At 65.9% G+C, this 18036-nt stretch carries 16 protein-coding genes; 14 read left to right on the plus strand and 2 right to left on the minus strand.

The window, feature by feature from the left end; translation table 11 throughout:
• Nucleotides 1-19: 19 nt before the first annotated feature.
• Nucleotides 20-2386 (minus strand): hypothetical protein, encoded by a 2367-nt coding sequence (locus HNE04_RS10715; RefSeq protein ID WP_172218655.1) that lies wholly within the window; start codon nt 2384-2386, stop codon nt 20-22.
• Between the two features lie 184 nt (nt 2387-2570).
• Between HNE04_RS10715 and HNE04_RS10720 the strand changes: the two genes are divergently transcribed.
• From HNE04_RS10720 to HNE04_RS10750, 7 genes are all read left to right on the plus strand, one after another.
• Nucleotides 2571-3440, plus strand: a complete 870-nt coding sequence (locus tag HNE04_RS10720; protein ID WP_172218657.1) for an NAD(P)-dependent oxidoreductase — start codon at nt 2571-2573, stop codon at nt 3438-3440.
• Nucleotides 3437-4912 (plus strand): protein kinase domain-containing protein, encoded by a 1476-nt coding sequence (locus HNE04_RS10725; RefSeq protein WP_172218659.1) that lies wholly within the window; start codon nt 3437-3439, stop codon nt 4910-4912. Before HNE04_RS10720 ends, HNE04_RS10725 begins: the two co-directional genes overlap by 4 nt.
• 9 nt (nt 4913-4921) lie before the next feature.
• Nucleotides 4922-6382 carry a metalloprotease TldD gene (gene tldD / locus HNE04_RS10730; protein ID WP_172218661.1) on the plus strand — a complete coding sequence of 487 codons (1461 nt, stop codon included), beginning with the start codon at nt 4922-4924 and terminating at the stop codon, nt 6380-6382.
• A 24-nt stretch (nt 6383-6406) separates the two neighbouring features.
• On the plus strand, nt 6407-6961 hold the full coding sequence (locus tag HNE04_RS10735) for a hypothetical protein (RefSeq protein WP_172218663.1): 555 nt from the start codon (nt 6407-6409) through the stop codon (nt 6959-6961).
• A gap of 190 nt (nt 6962-7151) precedes the next feature.
• Nucleotides 7152-8276, plus strand: coding sequence for a 3-deoxy-7-phosphoheptulonate synthase (locus HNE04_RS10740; RefSeq protein ID WP_172218665.1), 1125 nt, complete (start codon nt 7152-7154; stop codon nt 8274-8276).
• Nucleotides 8277-8371: 95 nt separating this feature from the next.
• Nucleotides 8372-9400, plus strand: a complete 1029-nt coding sequence (locus tag HNE04_RS10745) for a hypothetical protein (RefSeq protein ID WP_172218667.1) — start codon at nt 8372-8374, stop codon at nt 9398-9400.
• Nucleotides 9401-9525: 125 nt separating this feature from the next.
• The gene (locus HNE04_RS10750; RefSeq protein ID WP_172218669.1) at nt 9526-10584 is read left to right on the plus strand and encodes a hypothetical protein; all 1059 of its coding nucleotides are present in this window, start codon (nt 9526-9528) and stop codon (nt 10582-10584) included.
• Here the strand turns inward: HNE04_RS10750 and mpl are convergent.
• Entirely contained in the window at nt 10581-11945 is a 1365-nt protein-coding gene (mpl, locus tag HNE04_RS10755) for a UDP-N-acetylmuramate:L-alanyl-gamma-D-glutamyl-meso-diaminopimelate ligase (protein WP_172218671.1), read from the minus strand. The two genes, HNE04_RS10750 and mpl, sit on opposite strands and share 4 nt — an antisense overlap.
• 48 nt (nt 11946-11993) lie before the next feature.
• Between mpl and HNE04_RS10760 the strand changes: the two genes are divergently transcribed.
• The 7 genes from HNE04_RS10760 (at nt 11994) to HNE04_RS10790 (ending at nt 17867) form a co-directional block, all read left to right on the plus strand.
• Nucleotides 11994-12587 (plus strand): hypothetical protein, encoded by a 594-nt coding sequence (locus HNE04_RS10760; RefSeq protein ID WP_172218673.1) that lies wholly within the window; start codon nt 11994-11996, stop codon nt 12585-12587.
• Complete coding sequence (locus tag HNE04_RS10765) at nt 12584-13141, plus strand: TlpA family protein disulfide reductase (RefSeq protein WP_172218675.1); 558 nt, start codon at nt 12584-12586, stop codon at nt 13139-13141. Before HNE04_RS10760 ends, HNE04_RS10765 begins: the two co-directional genes overlap by 4 nt.
• Nucleotides 13142-13268: 127 nt before the next feature.
• Nucleotides 13269-13718: an acetyl-CoA carboxylase biotin carboxyl carrier protein gene (gene accB, locus HNE04_RS10770; protein ID WP_172218677.1), complete on the plus strand. Its 450-nt coding sequence runs from the start codon at nt 13269-13271 to the stop codon at nt 13716-13718.
• Nucleotides 13719-13727: 9 nt separating this feature from the next.
• The gene (gene accC, locus HNE04_RS10775; RefSeq protein WP_172218679.1) at nt 13728-15077 is read left to right on the plus strand and encodes an acetyl-CoA carboxylase biotin carboxylase subunit; all 1350 of its coding nucleotides are present in this window, start codon (nt 13728-13730) and stop codon (nt 15075-15077) included.
• The gene (gene prmA, locus HNE04_RS10780) at nt 15077-15958 is read left to right on the plus strand and encodes a 50S ribosomal protein L11 methyltransferase (RefSeq protein ID WP_172218681.1); all 882 of its coding nucleotides are present in this window, start codon (nt 15077-15079) and stop codon (nt 15956-15958) included. The genes accC and prmA overlap by 1 nt, the downstream gene beginning before the upstream one ends.
• Before the next feature lie 39 nt (nt 15959-15997).
• Entirely contained in the window at nt 15998-16945 is a 948-nt protein-coding gene (locus tag HNE04_RS10785) for a DUF3426 domain-containing protein (RefSeq protein WP_172218683.1), read from the plus strand.
• Nucleotides 16946-16964: 19 nt separating this feature from the next.
• The gene (locus HNE04_RS10790) at nt 16965-17867 is read left to right on the plus strand and encodes a carbohydrate kinase family protein (RefSeq protein ID WP_172218685.1); all 903 of its coding nucleotides are present in this window, start codon (nt 16965-16967) and stop codon (nt 17865-17867) included.
• Nucleotides 17868-18036 lie beyond the last annotated feature (169 nt).

Consider the following 18036-nt stretch of genomic DNA (forward strand, 5'->3'; position numbering starts at 1 on the left):
CTGGTCCGGACGGGAGAGCTTACCGTCGCGTGCCGACTATGCTTTGCACCGGCTCGGCCGGGTCGGTCGCCGTGAACGTTCCGCTGACCGCGCCGGCCAGGAAGTCCAGGATGCCGCTGAACACCCCGTCGCCAAAGGTGACGGTAACTGCGCCGCTGGCCGGCGTTACCGATACCGAGCAGGTTTCCTGCGTGGCCGGGCTGGTGCTGTTACTCAGGCACTGCGCACTGGAGCCATTGCCAAACAGGCGCAAGGTGGTCGACTGGCTCGGGTCGGTCTCGCCGGCCGCGGTGACGACCCAGTCGCCTTGGTAGGACGCCTGCGTCAGCGCCAGCGGCGTGTCCGGATCGACGGCCGGCAAACCCAGCTGGCTGAATAGCGCGCCGGCTGCCGTCGTGTTCAGGCGCGCCGTGCTGGTGGCCGTGGGCTTGTTCTGGTAGCCCAGGTAGACCTTGCCCCCGCGCTCCACGAAGACCCGGTTGTAGGTCAGTGCGGCGGTCTGGGCGGGCGGGTTGCCGAGGGTCAGGATGCGAGCGTCGCCCAGCGTCGTCACCGTGTAGTTGCCGGTGCCGATCAGGTCGCAGTTGCGCGACGAGCCATCGGTCGATCGTTGCTGGCAACTGAAGTAGTTCACGGCGTTGCCTGCACCGAAGGCCACCCGCAGCAGGGTGTTGGTCGTCCAGTACGAAGTCTGCACCCCGCCGGTCGGCGCGGTCCCAAGGACGCCCACGCTGATCGAACTCTGGCTCCACCACTCATTGCGCGAGCCGCTCGACACCGTCGTGGTGCCGCCGAAGGAGGTGGAAACCACCACTGTGCCGGGGCCGAACACGCAGGGCGTACCCGGATTGGCGGCAATGACGCTCTCGAGCGTGGTGGCGGGCGATTGATAGCTGCTCGACGGCGTGCTCGGAGTGATCGAGGCGCAGGCGGAGGTGGTGTCGCTGGCAGAGGTCTTGCCGGCTGCCACCGCCGCGTTCGTGTTGACCACGATGCTGCTGCTGCCCGGGTAGTAGGCGGGTGCGGTGGTCAGCGGCGTGCCGACCTGATAGCCCAGCTTGGAGCCTACCGGGTAGGTGGCGCTGCCCAGCACAGTGGACGCCGAGGCGATGGTCAGGTTGGCGAAACCTGCGCCGGTCACCTGGTTGTACACATCGATCATGCTGCGGCCGGAAATATCGAAGAACGCGGTGTTGCTCCCTCCGGTTTCCAGCTTGTCGCAGTAGTCGTAGCTGCTCCTGCCCTGGGCGTCGCGCACGGAACTGCGGTTCTCGCCATTGAGGCCGCAATTGACCCAGCTGGCACCGTTCCAATGCAGGTCGGCCTGGCGAGTCGGGTCGCCACCGGTATTCCATTTCGCGACGACGCCGGAGTTGCTGCGGCTGCGGCGGTCCACGAAGCGGACATTGCCGGACGAGTCGGGCGTGTTCTGTGCCAGCGTGCTGGTGAAAACCCGTGCGAACCAGGCCTGGGCGCTGGTGAAATTCAGCTGACGCAGGGTGAAGCCCGCGCTCGGCATGTCCACTGCGGGCGCTCCGGCGGCGGACTGGTTGTTGATGGCGACGACGGTGGCCACTGCCGTGGCCGTCAGGCCCGTGCCGGGAGCCGCCACCAGTTCCTGGGCTACCGCGGCGACGGCTTCTGCTTTGGCTTCCGGCGTTGTCGCGGCCAGGATTCGCGGATCCGACGTGGCGGTCACCAGCGCAGACAGGTTCTCAAGCATCTTCTGCTCGATCGCCTTGTTCAGGTCGGCCTGAGTGATGACGGTGCCGTCGACCGCTGCGGTGCCCACGGCGGAAGCCAGGGCGGCGCTTTGTTCCTGCGTGGCCACGACGACCATCCGGGCAATGGCGCCGGCATTGGCGCTGTCGGTGCTGGTACTCTTGGTGAAATCGTCGAACAGCGAGACATTGATGCCCAGTTGTGCCTTGACCGAGGTCTCGGCCTCGGCGCTGGTCGCGCCGGTGTTGTCGACCGCGGTTTGCACCAAGGTGGTCAGCGGGCTGACCACGGTGGTCCGGTCCGCCGGGGCCTTCATCACGAAGGGTTGCGTCACAGGCCCATGGTCGGCGTCCACCGCGTCCGTGCCCACGACGGCCAGAACGGGATACCTGCCGACGTCTGCTGCTTCGACCTGCAGGACGACATTGCCCGCGTTGTCGGTCCGCCCCGAGGGCTCATCGCTGTCGCAAGCCCCGTTGAGGTTCTTGTCCAGGCAGACGGTGGCGTTTCGGATGACACCGTCGATGACGGTGACGGGAACGCTGCTGAGGGTCGAGCTGGTGTCCGGTGCAGGGCTTGATCCTCCACCGCCACCGCCGCAACCCGCTAGAAATATGGCCGTACTCGCTAGCGCGAAAAGCAGCCGTGAGGGTGTGGTCTTCATAGGGGCCTCCTGTGAGCCTGTTTGTGAAAGGGTGGGCTTGGGTTGCCGAAACAGGCCGCCTCGCCAGTCCCAATGCCGGTGGCGATCGTAGGCAACAAAACGTATCTTTTGAATCACCCATTTAGGGGAGACCCGGCCGCGGAGGCATCGCGGCCGAGCTGCAGGCGGGGCAATAATCGCCCACATGAAATCCACGGTCAGCATCGTCGGTGTCGGCAATATGGGTGGGGGAATGGCCACGCATCTGCTGGAACAAGGCTGGCCGGTGCAGGTGTGCGACCTGGACGCCGGCAAGGTCCGGGCCATGAAAGCATTGGGAGCCCAAGGCCGCAGCGATCCGGCTGGCGTGGCTGCCGGGTGCCAGGCGCTGATCGTGTGCGTGGTCGACGCGATCCAGGCCGACCAGGTGCTGTTCGGCCCGCTCGGAGCCGCGAAGGTCATGGGGCCGGGCCAGGCCGTGCTGTTATGCCCGACCATCGCCCCACAGGACGTCGAGGATATTGCCCGGCGCCTCACCGAGCGAGGCATTGGGGCCATCGATGCGCCCATGTCCGGCGGTCCCGCACGCGCCAGGGATGGCACGATGAGTCTCATGGTGGCCTGCGCCGACGCCGAGTTCGAGCGGCGGCGCGAACTGATCGAAGCGTTGAGCAGCAAGGTCTTTCGCATCAGCGAGCGGCCTGGCGACGGCGCCCGGACCAAGCTGGTGAACAACCTCCTGGCGGGCATCAACCTCGCGGGCGCAGCGGAGGCGATGGCCATGGCCCAGCGGATGGGATTGCGCCTGGACAAGACCCTGGACGTCATCGAGCAATCCAGCGGCCAGAGCTGGATCGGCTCGGACCGCATGCGCCGCGCGATCGCCGGCGACTATGAGCCGCGCGCCCATGTCACGTTGCTGCAGAAGGACACGCGGCTGGCTGTAGAGGCGGCGTTGGCGGCCGGATTCGAAGCACAGCTCGGCCCGGTCGCACGCGACCTCTTCGCGCGAGCGGCGCAGGCCGGCCTGGCGGATCTGGACGACGCCGCATTGTTCAGGTTGATGTCGCAGTGACCACCATCCAGGCGACGGTGCTGTTCGCCGACATCCGCAATTTCACTTCGCTGGCGGAGAAACTCAGCTCGCTCGAAGTCGCCGAGCTCCTGACCGAATACTTCGAGCGCAGCTGTGAGCCGGTGCTGAAGAACGGTGGCCGGTACCTGAAGTTCTTCGGTGACGGCCTGATGGGCGTGTTCGCCGATACATTGGGCGGCTCCCCGCTGCCGGCGTCGCGCCGGGCTATTTCGGCGGCACTGGGCATGGCACGGGCCACACAGGAATTTCGCGTCTGGATGGATAAGCGGTTCGCCCAGCGCGGGCTGCCGCCCTTTGCGATCGGTGTCGGCCTGCATGCGGGTGAAGTGGCGATCTGCCGCCTGGGTCCGGCGCAGCACAAGGAAGCCACGCCGGTCGGCGACACCGTCAACGTCGCGGCCCGACTGGAAGCGGCGAGCAAGGAGCTGGGCTGGACGGTCGTGGCCAGCAGCGCCGTGCTGGCCGGCGCGGGCGAGGGCGTACAGACGGGTGGCATGACGTCGCTGCGCGTGCGGGGCAAGAACGGCTTCGTGGACGTCGCGGAGATCACCGGCCTGGTCGCCAATAGCGAGGACAAGCGCCACGGCATGGCGACGCTCACCGAGCGTGCCGCCGAGGACGGTGAGCCGCTGCGGCTCAAAGGCTACCGCCTGACGCGCAAGATAGGCACCGGCGGCATGACCGAGGTGTTCCTGGCATTGCGCGAAGCCGATCGGCTGCCGGTGGTGCTCAAGTTGCTCGATGCCGGCGGAAAGGCCGCGGCGGACCACCTGACCCGCTTCATCCAGGAATACGCGCTGCTCTCCAGCATCGCGCATCCGCATGTGATCCGCATCTACGACCAGGGCTTCACCGACGACCACGCCTATATCGCCATGGAGTATTTCGAGCGCGGCGACCTGCGCGCCGAGATCACCGCCGGCATCGGCCAGCAGCGTGTGGTCGACATCGTTTCCCAGACCGCGCAGGCGCTGGATGCCATCCACGCGCGGGGGATCATCCATCGCGACGTCAAGCCCGGGAACATCATGCTGCGGCCCGACGGCAGCGTGGCGCTCGCGGACTTCGGCATTGCCAAGTCGATGCTCGAGGCCGAGCACCTGGATTTGACGCAGACGCGCCATGGCGACGTGGTGGGCACACCCTACTACCTGAGCCCCGAGCAGGTCTCCGGCCGGCCGATCACACCGCAGTCCGATCTGTACAGCCTGGGCGTAATGATGTTCGAGATGCTGGCCCGCGAGCGGCCGTTTCACGCGGAATCGCTCGATCTGCTCCTGGCCCGGCATTTGTCCGCTCCCACGCCCTTTTTGCCCGCGGCTCATGCGGCTTTGCAGCCCGTCATCGAGAAACTGATGGCCAAGCAGCCCCAGGATCGCTATGCCTCGGCCCGGGCCCTGCTGGAAGACCTGGGTGCCCGCGGCTTCTCAAGGGCAGCCGCGCAAGTCTAGAATGAGCCGATGATCTCCCGTGAACCCACTATCGAGCGGCTGGCCATCGCGCAACGCCTCCTGCTCGAGCCGTTCGGCCTGAACGAAACCCATCTGCTGCGCGCCCTGGGAGAAATCACCGCCCGCAAGGTCGATGACGCCGACCTGTATTTCCAGTACACCCGCAGCGAGGGCTGGAGCCTGGAGGAAGGAATTGTCAAAACCGGCAGTTTCAGCATCGACCAGGGCGTGGGCGTGCGAGCCGTGAGCGGCGAGAAGACGGCGTTTGCATATTCCGACGACATCTCCGAGGCGTCGCTGCTGGACGCGGCCCGCACCGTGCGCACCATATCAGCGGCGGCGGGCACGGGCCGGGCCAAGGTCGGCGCCAAGAAGATCGCGGGTGGCCGCTCCTTGTACGAGGGCCTGGACCCGATTGCCACGCTCGACAGCACGGCCAAGGTCAAGCTGCTGGAGCGGGCGGAAAAGCTGGCGCGCTCCAAGGATCCGCGTGTCGCGCAGGTCATGGCCGGGCTGGCCAGTGAATACGACGTGGTGATGGTGGCGCGCGCTGATGGCACGCTGGCCGCTGACGTGCGGCCGCTGGTGCGCATGTCGATCACCGTGATCGCCGAGCAGAACGGCCGGCGCGAAATGGGATCGGGCGGCGGCGGCGGCCGCTTCGGCCTGGGGTACTTCGACGACGCCATCATCGACACCTATGTCAATGATGCGGTGAACGCGGCGTTGACCAACCTCGATTCGCGGCCGGCACCCGCCGGCGAGATGACGGTGGTCTTGGGCCCGGGCTGGCCCGGGATCCTGCTGCACGAAGCTATCGGCCACGGCCTGGAGGGCGACTTCAACCGCAAGGGCTCGAGCGCATTCTCCGGCCGCGTCGGCAAGCGCGTCGCCGCCAAGGGCGTGACGGTGCTGGACGACGGCACGATCGCGGACCGGCGCGGCTCGCTGAACGTGGACGACGAAGGCAATGCCAGCCAGCGCAACGTGCTGATCGAAGACGGCATCCTGCGCGGCTACATCCAGGATTCGCTCAACGCCCGCCTGATGGGCGTGGCGCCCACCGGCAACGGCCGCCGCGAGAGCTATGCGCACATCCCCATGCCGCGCATGACCAACACCTACATGCTCGGCGGCGACAAGGCCCCCGAGGAGATCGTCGCCAGCATCAAGAAGGGGTTGTACGCGACCAACTTCGGCGGCGGCCAGGTCGACATCACTTCGGGCAAGTTCGTCTTCTCGGCGAGCGAAGCCTACTGGGTCGAGAACGGCAAGATCCTCTACCCCGTCAAGGGCGCGACCATCGTTGGCAACGGGCCGGACGCGCTGACGCGGGTCACCATGATCGGCAACGACATGAAGCTCGACAGCGGCGTGGGCACCTGCGGCAAGGAAGGCCAGAGCGTGCCGGTGGGCGTGGGCCAGCCGACCTTGCGCATCGACGGCCTGACGGTCGGCGGCACCGCCTAAGGTCCAGCGGCTGCGGCATCCGCCATGTCGACGAATTCACGCCTTCGCCTGAATCCGTCCACGAACCTGCCGAGCATCAACTCGTTCGGCGAACTCAGCAACTTCCTGCGCAGCTCGGTCGCGGACGAGGACAGCCGGCTCATGTCCGAAAGCATGAGCCAGCTCTCGGTCCACATCGAAGCCATCATCGCCGGCTTGCGCCTGAACCGGCAGCGGACCGCCGTCGCGCCGATGCTGGTGGACCTGCTCACCGTGTTGCGCGGCCACCGCAACCTGGTCGTCAACCTGGGCCTGCCCTGGCGCGGGCTCTACGAGTACGCGGCCTATCTCCAGGCGCTCAACAACTTCCGCGTGCTCATCGGCCAGTGGCTGCTCGATGGCGGCCCCGGCAGCGCCGAGTTGCTGCTGTGCGCCGAGGATTTCGAGTTGGTCGCTTGGCGCACATTGGGCGAAGGCATGCTGCTGATCGACATGTACGAGCAGTGGATCGCCAGCGATCATGAGCATTCGGCGCTGGGTTCGCTCGAGGAGCCGCAGGTGGAGCGGGCCATCCAGTGGTGGAAGAAATTGCGGCTTTAGCCGCCTGTGCTACATTGGGCCCCATGCGCATGGCTTCCGCCTATTTCTTTTTTGGCTACTTTTGGTCTTTCCCGTCCCCCGGCGGTAGAGAGAACTGAGCGTACCCAGACAAGACGCACACGAACTCACCAAAACCGCCGGGAAACCCCCGGCGGTTTTTTTTTGGATTTTTGAACCAGAGGAGCCACGAATGAACGCGAAAACCACCGCCGCCAGCGATGCCTGGTATACGCACCCCGTCGACAAAACCAGCCAGACCGACGACGAGCGCATCAAGGACATCACCGTGCTACCTCCCCCCGAACACCTGATCCGCTTCTTCCCCATCCGGGGCACGGCGGTGGAATCGCTGATCACCGACACCCGCCGCAACATTCACCACATCATGGCGGCCAAGGACGACCGGCTGCTGGTGATCATCGGTCCGTGCTCGATCCACGATCCGGGCGCGGCGCTCGACTACGCTCGCCGCTTGAAGGAGGCGCGTACCCGCTACAGCGGCACTCTGGAAATCGTCATGCGTGTCTATTTCGAGAAGCCGCGCACCACGGTGGGCTGGAAGGGCCTGATCAACGACCCCTACCTGGACGAGAGCTTCCGCATCGACGAGGGCCTGCGTATCGCCCGGCAGTTGCTGATCGAGATCAATCGCCTGGGCCTGCCTGCGGGCAGCGAATTCCTGGACGTGATCTCGCCCCAGTACATCGGCGATCTGATCTCATGGGGCGCGATCGGGGCGCGAACCACCGAAAGCCAGGTGCACCGTGAACTGGCTTCTGGCCTGTCGGCGCCCATCGGTTTCAAGAACGGCACCGACGGCAACATCCGCATCGCCACCGACGCCATCCAGGCGGCTGCCCGCGGCCACCATTTCCTGTCGGTCCACAAGAACGGACAGGTGGCGATCGTGCAGACCAACGGCAACAAGGATTGCCACGTGATCCTGCGCGGCGGCAAAACGCCGAACTATGACGCCGCCAGCGTCGCGGCTGCGTGCAAGGAGTTGGAAACCTCCAAGCTGCCGGCGACGTTGATGGTCGATTGCAGCCATGCCAACAGCAGCAAGCAGCACGACAAGCAGATCGACGTGGCGCGCGAAATCGCCAGCCAGGTATCCAAGGGCTCGCATTGCGTGTTCGGGGTGATGGTGGAAAGCCACCTGAACTCCGGCGCCCAGAAGTTCAGCCCCGGCAAGGACGACCCTGCGGCCCTCGAATACGGCAAAAGCATTACGGATGCCTGCCTGGGCTGGGGCGATTCCCTTCAAGTACTGGAATTGCTCTCCGAAGCCGTCAAAGTTCGGCGCAATCGGTGATCGATTTGCCGAAAGAGATATTTACACAAGGTAACATGTAGCTTATATTTGTTGCTCAATCAGTTTCGCGACCAGCAGTAAAGGGCAAGCGCGACATGACTCTTGAGCTTCCAGTATTTCGCCTCGGCCTGGCCGGCTTCTCGGCCCAGCAGGAGGCGGAATTGTCAGCCGTCCTGGCCAGCGGCGCGCCCGGGGCGATGGTGTGGGAGCGCGGGCAGATGGCAGACTGCGACGCATGGTGGGTCAACGGGGCCCGCGTCCAGTGGCTGGGTGACGAAACCGTGATGGTGCCGGCGGGCAACCCCGCCGGGCACTCCTTCCAGTTTCACTTGCCGGAGGTGGAGCGGCCGGTCGCGTTCTCCATGCCTCTGGCCTGCGTGGACTTCCAGCCCACGTACAGCTTCATAGCGGCTTCGCGGCGCAGCATGGACGCAGTGCTGGAAAAATTCGAGGCCTGGCTGTCGCCGCTGTCGGCCCAGTTCTGCCTGGCCTCGCATATCGTCGAACACGAAACCGCCCTGGGCGCGGGGACTTTCCACGTCCGCCTGAATTCGACCTTGCTGGCCGTAGTCAACATGCCGGGCGAAATCGCCGTCCTGCCCAGCGCCAGTCCGGCCGATTTCGAAGAGGCAGTTTGGAGCCGCCAGCATCCGGGCATCGAGATTCCCGACAATTTCTTGCGCACCACTGTCTCGCAGCTGATGTGGCAATACGCTGTCCGGACGCAGCGCGACGTGCTGCCCAATCACTATCGAACCAGCCTGCTGTACTACCGCCGGCCGCCCCGCGTGCCGCAACTGGCCGTCACGGATTCACATCTGCTTCTCATGCGCGAACTGGCCTGCGCGCCTGCCACCTTCGACGCGCTGCAGGAGCGGTGCGCCCTCGACTCCAGGCAACTGGCTCGTGACCTGGCGGCCCTTTATTTCGTCGGCAGCATCACGTCGAATCCAAGGCGCGCGGGGCTCAAGCCGAAGCCACGCCGCAAGGGCCGTTCCGAGGCGGCGCAAGGGTTGCACAGCAGCATGCCTTCCGCGTTGGATTCGGTCTTCCCGGAGGAGGCGATGCGCAAGAGCCCGGTATTTCGCGACCTGACGGTCCCTGCGGCGCTCGCCCCGCGCTAGAGACCTGCGGTCGCTTTGAATTCGGCGTCATCCCCCAAATTGGGGATGGCAAGACATTTGGCAGGGAGCAAGATACGATCCTCGGAGCCGTGCCGCGCAGCGAGCACGCGTTGAAAGGAGAAGTTGTGACAGCTGGCATACATGCTGGCAAGACTACGACGGAACAGCCCATTTTGTGGCTGGGGATGTCGGGCTTTGCCCCACAGCAGCGGCCGGTGCTGGAAGCGTCGTTGGCGCGTTCTCCAGGTTCACCGAGCTGGCGGACCTGCGCCTTCAGCGACGCTGACGCCTGGTGGATCAACGGCCGCAACGTGCGCGTGATGCCTAGCGGCAACCTGAAAGTCGCTGCCGGCCTGCCCACCGAAAGGGCCCTGAATCTCAACTTGAGCGAAGTCGACCGGCCCGTGGCTTTCGCGTTGCCGCTGGCTTCCAGCGATATCGAGCCGCGCTGTACGTTCGACCCAGCCTCGGAAGCTTCCATGCACGGGGTACTCGCACAGTTCGAGGGCTGGTTGCGGCTGCTGCGTGCCGAGTTCGTGCTGGGTGCGCAGCTCATAGAGCGCGGGCCCAGCCTGCGCCAGGGCGTTTATCACGTCAGCCACAACGGCAGCCTGCTCGCCGTGCTCGACTTCCACCAAGGCCAGGGCGCGATTTCACCCGCCGCCCACCCGGTCGACCTGTGGGAAGCCCGATGGGACAAGCGCCCGGTGGGCGCGCGCGACATGCCCCCGGGTTTCGTGGCTGTTACGCCGGCCCAACTGGCCTGGGCCTACGTGCGCCGCACCGATCGAGATCTGTTGCCGCCGCGCTATCGCACCGAGACGATCTACTACCACCATGTGCCCCGGGTCCCCGTGCGGTGGTTGCATGATTCACAGCTGATGTTGTTGCGCGAGCTGTCCCTGGAGCCGGGAACCTTCGATTCCCTGCGTCAGCGCACCGGGTTCACGGTGAAGCATCTCGTGCACGACCTGACTTGCCTGTACTACGCAACGGCGATCACCACCACCCGGTCCAAAGGTGCCAAAGCGTCCGTGGCACGGCGGGACAGCCATCCGGCTTCGGCGGGGCCGGGACTGGATTCGCTGCTCAACAACGACGGCCACTCGTATCCACAAGGCGATCTCACCGCCCCGGCCCTGCTCGAACGCAGGTCCGGCACGCCGAATTCGACGGCTACCTAGCGCAGCGCCTGCAGCAATTTGGCGTGGATGTCGCCAAAGCCGCCATTGCTCATGCACAGGATGTGGTCACCCGCACCGGCCGCCTTCGACACCTGCCGCACCAGCTCTTCGATGTTGGGGGCTGTCCGGGCCTTCTGGCCCATGGGCGCCAGCACCTCGGCCGCGTCCCAATCCAGGCCACCCGTGTGGCAGAACGACAAGTCGGCCTGCTCCAGGCTCCAGGGCAGCTGGGATTTCATCGCGCCCAGTTTCATCGTGTTGCTGCGCGGCTCGAACACGGCCAGGATTCGTTGTGTGCCGACCTTGCGGCGCAATCCATCCACCGTGGTTCGGATGGCGGTGGGGTGGTGGGCGAAATCGTCGTAGACGGTGACACCTTTCACCGTGCCACGCACTTCCATGCGGCGCTTGACATTGCGAAACTCCCGCAAGGCGCGCGCCGCCGCTTCCGGTGCAACGCCCACATGCTGCGCCGCCGCGATGGCGGCCAGCGCATTGAGCTGGTTGTGCACCCCCGAAAGCTCCCAATCGAGCCGCGCCACGGGCCGGCCGCGCTCGAGCACTTCGAAGCTGTGGGGCTCGCCCAGCGCGCAAAAATCGCTGACGGCGGCGCCGAAACTGCGCAGCTCGCTCCAGCAACCCATGTGCAGCACGCGCGCCAGGCTTTCTTCGAGCCCATTCATCACTATGCGGCCGGTGGACGGCACGATGCGCACCAGGTGATGGAACTGCCGCTCGATCGCCGCCAGGTCGTCGAAGATGTCGGCGTGGTCGTACTCCAGGTTGTTGAGTACGGCGGTACGGGGCCGGTAGTGGACGAACTTGCTGCGCTTGTCGAAGAAGGCGGTGTCGTACTCGTCCGCCTCGATCGCAAAGCAGCTGCCCTGGCCCAGCCGTGCCGAGATGTCGAAGTTGCTTGGCACGCCGCCCACCAGGAAGCCGGGCTGCAGGCCCGCATGCTCCAGGATCCAGGCGAGCATCGATGTGGTGGTGGTCTTGCCATGGGTACCGGCCACAGCCAGCACGTGCCGGCCCTGCAGCACGTGCCGGGCCAGCCACTCGGGGCCGCTGGTATAGGGCAGGCCGGCATCCAGGATGGCTTCCATCAGCGGGAAGCGCGGCGTGCCGTCGGCCAGCCGCGCCCGTGACACCACGTTGCCGACGACCCAGATGTCGGGCTTGAGCGCAAGCTGGTCGGTGCCGAAGCCCTCGATGAGATCGATGCCCAGGGCCCGCAGCTGACCGCTCATGGGCGGATAGACGCCCGCGTCGCAGCCCGTGACTTTGTGCCCGGCTTCGCGGGCGAGTGCGGCGACGCCTCCCATGAACGTGCCGCAGATGCCGAGAATGTGAATATGCATCACCCGATTATCGGCGGGCGCTTCCGGCAAGATGCAGAATCTCCGGCCATGGACAGCGTGAAATTGGAGATCGCCCACACCGCCGCCCGCATGGTGGTGGAAGAGGGCCTGGAGTACGGGCCGGCCAAGCGCCGTGCCGTCAAGCAGCTCGGGATGAATGCCCGCACCGGCCTGCCTGACAACGACACCGTGGAAGAAGCCGTGCGCGAATACATTGCGCTCTTTTGCGCGGACACCCAGCCGGCGGAGCTGGCGGCGCTGCGCAAACTGGCGCTGGCCTGGATGGAGCGCCTCGCACAGTTCAGGCCCTACCTGGGCGGGGCCGTATGGCACGGCACGGCCACCCGGTTGTCCGACATCTACATCCAGCTGTTCTGCGACGATTCCAAGTCGGCGGAGCTCGCGCTCATAGAGAACAAGGTGGGCTACGAAGCCCGGACCGTGACGGGCTTCAACGGCGAACCCGTGGAGGCCTTGAGCCTTTCCAGCATCAGCCGCGAGCTGGGCGAGGCCATCGGCGTCCACTTGATGGTCTACGACCATGACGACGTGCGCGGGGCACTGCGGCCCGATGCCAAGGGGCGGACGCCGCGCGGCGATACGGCCGCGGTCCGCGCGTTGCTGGAGAATGGGGCCGCATGAATGCTGGAACACAAGAATACGAGAGCCTGTCGCCTGGTCGCCGCAAGCTGCTCTACGCCGGTGTGGCGGGCGCCGCCGCACTGGCGGGGGCGGGCGCTGCGTGGTGGAAATGGAGCCCCGGCGACGTCGGGCCGGACGCGGCGGATGCGATCTGGCCGCTGACTTTCGAGACCCCGACCGGTTCGACCCTGGTCATGCAGGCCCTGCGCGGCAAGCCGTTGCTGCTGAATTTCTGGGCAACGTGGTGTCCGCCTTGCGTGGAAGAGATGCCGCTGCTCGACGGCTTCTTCCGCAAAAACGCAGCGAAAAACTGGCAAGTGGTCGGTTTGGCCATCGACCAGCCCAACGCGGTGCGCACTTTCCTGCAGCGCACCCCGGTCAGCTTTCCCGTCGGCATGGCCGGCTTGGGCGGCACCGACCTGGCCAGGACGCTTGGCAACCTGACGGGTGGGCTGCCGTTCACCGTCGTGCTGGATTCGGCGGGGAACGTGGTGCAGCGTAGAATGGGCCGGGTCACGCCCGCAGATCTCGCTGCCTGGAGCCGGCTGGGTTAGTTCGTCTGGCCAGGCCGCGGCGTCAAGCCAAACGTTGAAAAACTAATTAGAAATAAGCGACGAAATGCAAAATAGGCGAATTTTGCTGTAAATTCGCCTCCTTTCGTTCGCATGCGTTGGAGAGCAAATGGACTTGCGCAAACTCAAGACGTTGATCGACCTGGTGTCGGAATCCAACGTTTCCGAACTTGAGATCACCGAGGCAGAAGGCAAGGTTCGCATCGTCAAGGGAGGCGGGGCGATAGTGCAATATGCGCACGCACCGGCGTCGCAGGTGGCCGCGCCCGCACTGGCGGCGGCGGCGCAGCCCGCGGCGGCACCGGCCGCACCCGAAGTGCCGGCCGGGCATACGGTCAAGTCGCCCATGGTGGGCACCTTCTACCGGTCCTCGAGTCCCGGCGCCAAGCCCTTCGTGGAAATCGGCAGCCAGGTCAAGGAAGGCGAGACCATCTGCATCATCGAGGCCATGAAGATCCTCAACGAGATCGAATCCGATAAGAGCGGCACCGTCACCAAGATCCTCTGCGAGAACGGGCAGGCCGTGGAATACGGCCAGGCCCTGTTCGTGATCGAGTAAGCCCGCCTCATGTTCAAGAAGATTCTTGTCGCCAATCGAGGCGAGATTGCCTTGAGGATCCAGCGCGCTTGCCGCGAGTTGGGTGTCAAGGCCGTGATGGTCTATTCTGAGGCCGACCGCGAAGCCAAGTACGTGAAGCTGGCCGAAGAGGCCGTCTGCATCGGGCCCGCGCCTTCGCCCCAGAGCTACCTCAACATGCCGGCCATCATCTCGGCAGCCGAGGTGACCGATGCCGAGGCCATCCACCCCGGCTACGGGTTTCTTTCCGAGAACGCCGATTTCGCCGAACGGGTCGAGAAAAGCGGATTCCAGTTCATCGGGCCCACACCCGAATCGATCCGGATCATGGGCGACAAGGTCTCGGCCAAGCAGGCCATGATCAAGGCGGGCGTGCCCTGCGTGCCAGGCTCCGAAGGCGAGCTGCCGGACGATCCGGTCGTGATCCGCCGCACCGCGAAATCGGTGGGCTACCCCGTGATCATCAAGGCCGCCGGCGGCGGCGGTGGCCGCGGAATGCGGGTGGTCCACACCGAAGCCGCCCTGATCAACGCCGTGCAGATGACCAAGGCGGAGGCGGGCGCCGCCTTCGGCAATCCGGCGGTGTACATGGAGAAATTCCTGCAAAACCCGCGGCACGTCGAAATCCAGATCCTGTGCGACAAGCACAAGAACGGCGTGTACCTGGGGGAGCGCGATTGCTCCATGCAGCGCCGGCACCAGAAAGTGATCGAGGAAGCGCCGGCCCCGGGCATCCCGCGCAAGCTGATCGAAAAGATCGGCGAGCGTTGCGTGGCGGCCTGCAAGCGCATCGGCTATCGGGGCGCCGGCACGTTCGAATTCCTGTACGAGAACGGCGAGTTCTATTTCATCGAGATGAACACCCGCGTGCAGGTGGAGCATCCGGTGACCGAGCTGATCAGCGGCGTGGACATCGTCAAGACGCAGATCATGGTCGCGGCCGGGGAGAGATTGCCTTTCGCCCAGCGCGACATCGTGCTGCGCGGCCATGCGATCGAATGCCGGGTCAACGCCGAAGATCCCTATAAGTTCGTGCCGTCACCCGGCCGCATCACCATGTGGCACGCCCCGGGCGGCCCGGGCGTGCGGGTCGATTCGCACGTCTATACCAACTACTTCGTGCCGCCCAACTACGATTCGATGATCGGCAAGATCATCGTGCACGGCGACACCCGCGAGCAGGCGCTGGCCCGCATGCGCACGGCCCTGCTGGAAACGGTCGTCGAGGGCATCAACACCAACATTCCGCTGCACCGCGAGCTGATGGTGGACGCCAAGTTCATGGATGGCGGCACCAACATCCACTACCTGGAAGAGTGGCTGTCCCACCACAAACGCTGATGTTCGAACTGCGTCTTCTGTGCCCGGAAGACCGCATCGAGGCGGTCAGCGAGGCGCTGGACCTGCTCGATGCACTGAGCGTGTCGGTGGAAGACGCGGATGCGCAGACCGATGCCGAACAGGCGCTGTTCGGCGAGCCCGGCCTGCCGCCGCCCAAGGAAGGCTGGCAGCGCTCCCGTGTGCTGGCGCTGTTCGCCAACGAGGCGGCCGCGCAGGAGGCGGGGCGTTTGCTGCAGGTCCAGGACTTCTTCGGCGGTTGCAAATTGCTGGGCATCGTGCCCGTGCCCGACCAGGACTGGGTGCGCCTGACGCAGTCGCAATTCACCCCCGTGGAGATCACGCCGGAATTCTGGATCGTGCCGACCTGGCACGAGCCGCCCGCCCAGGCGCGGCAGGTGATCCGGCTGGACCCGGGCCTTGCCTTCGGCACCGGAACGCATCCCACGACCCGCATGTGCCTGCGCTGGATCGCCCAGCATCCGCCCCGGGGACAACGCATACTGGATTACGGCTGCGGCTCGGGCATCCTGGCGATCGGTGGCGCCCGGTTCGGCGCGGCACGGATCGACGCGGTCGATATCGATCCGGCCGCGGTGGAGTCCACGCAGGCCAACGCGCAGGCCAACGGCGTGCAGCTCAATGCGGGGCTCCCCGATCAGGCGACCGGCCAATACCAGGTGGTGCTGGCCAACATCCTGGCCACGCCATTGAAGTTGCTGGCGCCGCTGCTGTGCTCGCTGGTCGCGCCGGGTGGCTCGCTCGTGCTGGCCGGCATCCTGGAGCGCCAGGCCGGCGAATTGAAGGCCGCCTACGCCCCCTACGCCGTGCTGGACGTGTCCGACACGGTGGACGGCTGGGTGCTCATGACGGCATCCCTCTAGCGCGGGCGCCGCGAGGGCCCTGGCTACAATCGCTGGCTCATGAGCCTGATCACGCGCTGCCCCGCCTGCGGGACGATGTTCAAAGTCGTGCCGGACCAACTCAGGATCTCGGAAGGCTGGGTGCGCTGCGGCCACTGTGCCGACGTTTTCGATGCCGCCGCGCATCTTCAGCCCGATGACCAAGAGGTCGCCGCGACCGAGTCGTCTCCATCCCTGCAACCGACCGTCCCCGCGAGCCTCGCCGGCCCGGAGTCCGAAGATTTTCCGCCGTCGGTGCATTCCGAAATCGACGAAAGCCTGCTCTCCGAGGCGCCCGACTCGACCCAGTTGTACGAGGAAGCACAAGCGCTGCGCGAGACGCCACTGGACCAACCGTTCGAGCTTCGGCGTCAGGATCCCGGCGACGCCGTGCCGCAGCCGCCCGTCTCCGTGCGTGCGCAGCTGGAGCCCGAGCCGGAACTGCATGAATTGTCCTTTGTCCGCCAGGCGCGGCGCGAAGAGTTCTGGCAGCGGCGCGGGGTTCGGGCGACAGCACTGGTGGCCCTGACGATCCTGGGCGCGATGCTGGCACTGCAGGTCGTCCTGCATGACCGCGACCGCCTGGCCGCGAGCGACCCCGGGCTGCGGCCCTTGCTGGCCCGGCTGTGCCAACCGCTGAATTGCAGTGTGCGATCGCCTCGCCAGATCGACTCGCTGGCCATCGACAGCTCCGCATTCACCAAATTGGCCGGCGACAGCTACCGGCTCAGCGTCACCTTGAAGAACCAGGCGAGCACCGAAGTCGCCATGCCGGCATTGGAGCTGACGCTCACCGACGCGCAGGACCAGGCGGTGGTGCGTCGCGTGCTGATGCCGACCGAGCTTGGCACCCATCCGGGCGTGATCGCGGCCGGCTCCGAGTGGTCGGGCGCCGTGGTGCTCACGGTGGCGGCCAACGGCGCCGGCGCCCGCATCGCCGGCTACCGGCTGCTCGCCTTTTACCCCTAACCCCTACTAGAGACTCTCTATGGCAGCAGTGATCTGTGGCTCCCTGGCCTTCGACACCATCATGACTTTCGAGGGGCGCTTTGCCGAGCAGATCCTGCCGGACCAGTTGCACATCCTCAACGTGTCCTTCCTGGTGCCGGCGCTGCGGCGCGATTTCGGCGGCTGCGCCGGCAACATCGCCTACAGCCTCAAGCTCCTGGGCGGAGAGCCGCTGCCGATGGCGACGGTGGGAAGCGACGGCGCGGACTATATCGCGCGGCTGCAGGCGCTGGGCATCGGCACGCAGTTCGTGCGCCAGGTGGCGGACACCTACACGGCGCAGGCGATGATCATGACCGACCGCGACAACAACCAGATCACCGCATTTCATCCCGGCGCGATGATGCAGGCGCACATCACGAAGATCGAGCCGCGCGCGGACATCAAGCTGGGCATCATTTCGCCCGACGGCCGCGACGCGATGCTGCAGCACGCACAGCAGTTCAAGGCGGCGGGCATCCCCTTCGTGTTCGATCCGGGCCAGGGCTTGCCCATGTTCGACGGCGGCGAACTGGCGGCCTTCATCGGGCAGTCGACCTGGGTCACCGTCAACGACTACGAAGGCAAGATGCTCAGCGATCGCACCGGCTGGAGCAGTGCGGAAATCTCCCGCAGGGTCCAGGGCCTGGTCGTGACCCTGGGCGGCCAGGGCTGCGAAGTGTGGATCGGAGGTGAAAAAACCGTGGTGCCGCCGGTCAAGGCCAGCGGGATCGTCGATCCCACCGGCTGCGGCGACGCCTGGCGCGGCGCGTTGCTCTACGGCCTGGAGCAGGGCTGGCCGCTGGCCCGCTGCGCCGAGCTGGGCAACCGCGTCGGCGCCGTCAAGATCGCCAGCCGCGGGCCGCAGAACTACACGCTGCAAGAGTTGTCATTGCGAACCTGATCCGCAATCCACAGCGTGGATCCGGTCAAGCCCACTACTGTCCGGAGACCTGTTGCGCGCCAACACCTCGCGGCAAGGCTGTGCGCCGGTCGGCTGCGGCGCGCGGACCAGCCGTTCGGCGCTGGGAGCGTGTTGGAGTGCGAAAGCCCTCGGCGCGCCAGCCAAGTCC

Origin of the sequence: Caenimonas soli (assembly GCF_013155545.1) — a bacterium.
In the GTDB taxonomy this organism is placed as follows: domain Bacteria; phylum Pseudomonadota; class Gammaproteobacteria; order Burkholderiales; family Burkholderiaceae_C; genus Ramlibacter; species Ramlibacter soli.

Bases quoted from the DNA above. Each gene is read 5' to 3' on its own strand.
- tldD (WP_172218661.1), top strand. From the start codon at position 4,922: ATGATCTCCCGTGAACCCACTATCGAGCGGCTGGCCATCGCGCAACGC.
- accB (WP_172218677.1), top strand. From the start codon at position 13,269: ATGGACTTGCGCAAACTCAAGACGTTGATCGACCTGGTGTCGGAATCC.
- HNE04_RS10715 (WP_172218655.1), bottom strand. From the start codon at position 2,386: ATGAAGACCACACCCTCACGGCTGCTTTTCGCGCTAGCGAGTACGGCC.
- HNE04_RS10740 (WP_172218665.1), top strand. From the start codon at position 7,152: ATGAACGCGAAAACCACCGCCGCCAGCGATGCCTGGTATACGCACCCC.
- HNE04_RS10785 (WP_172218683.1), top strand. From the start codon at position 15,998: ATGAGCCTGATCACGCGCTGCCCCGCCTGCGGGACGATGTTCAAAGTC.
- HNE04_RS10735 (WP_172218663.1), top strand. From the start codon at position 6,407: ATGTCGACGAATTCACGCCTTCGCCTGAATCCGTCCACGAACCTGCCG.
- HNE04_RS10765 (WP_172218675.1), top strand. From the start codon at position 12,584: ATGAATGCTGGAACACAAGAATACGAGAGCCTGTCGCCTGGTCGCCGC.
- accC (WP_172218679.1), top strand. From the start codon at position 13,728: ATGTTCAAGAAGATTCTTGTCGCCAATCGAGGCGAGATTGCCTTGAGG.
- HNE04_RS10745 (WP_172218667.1), top strand. From the start codon at position 8,372: ATGACTCTTGAGCTTCCAGTATTTCGCCTCGGCCTGGCCGGCTTCTCG.
- mpl (WP_172218671.1), bottom strand. From the start codon at position 11,945: ATGCATATTCACATTCTCGGCATCTGCGGCACGTTCATGGGAGGCGTC.
- HNE04_RS10760 (WP_172218673.1), top strand. From the start codon at position 11,994: ATGGACAGCGTGAAATTGGAGATCGCCCACACCGCCGCCCGCATGGTG.
- HNE04_RS10790 (WP_172218685.1), top strand. From the start codon at position 16,965: ATGGCAGCAGTGATCTGTGGCTCCCTGGCCTTCGACACCATCATGACT.
- prmA (WP_172218681.1), top strand. From the start codon at position 15,077: ATGTTCGAACTGCGTCTTCTGTGCCCGGAAGACCGCATCGAGGCGGTC.
- HNE04_RS10720 (WP_172218657.1), top strand. From the start codon at position 2,571: ATGAAATCCACGGTCAGCATCGTCGGTGTCGGCAATATGGGTGGGGGA.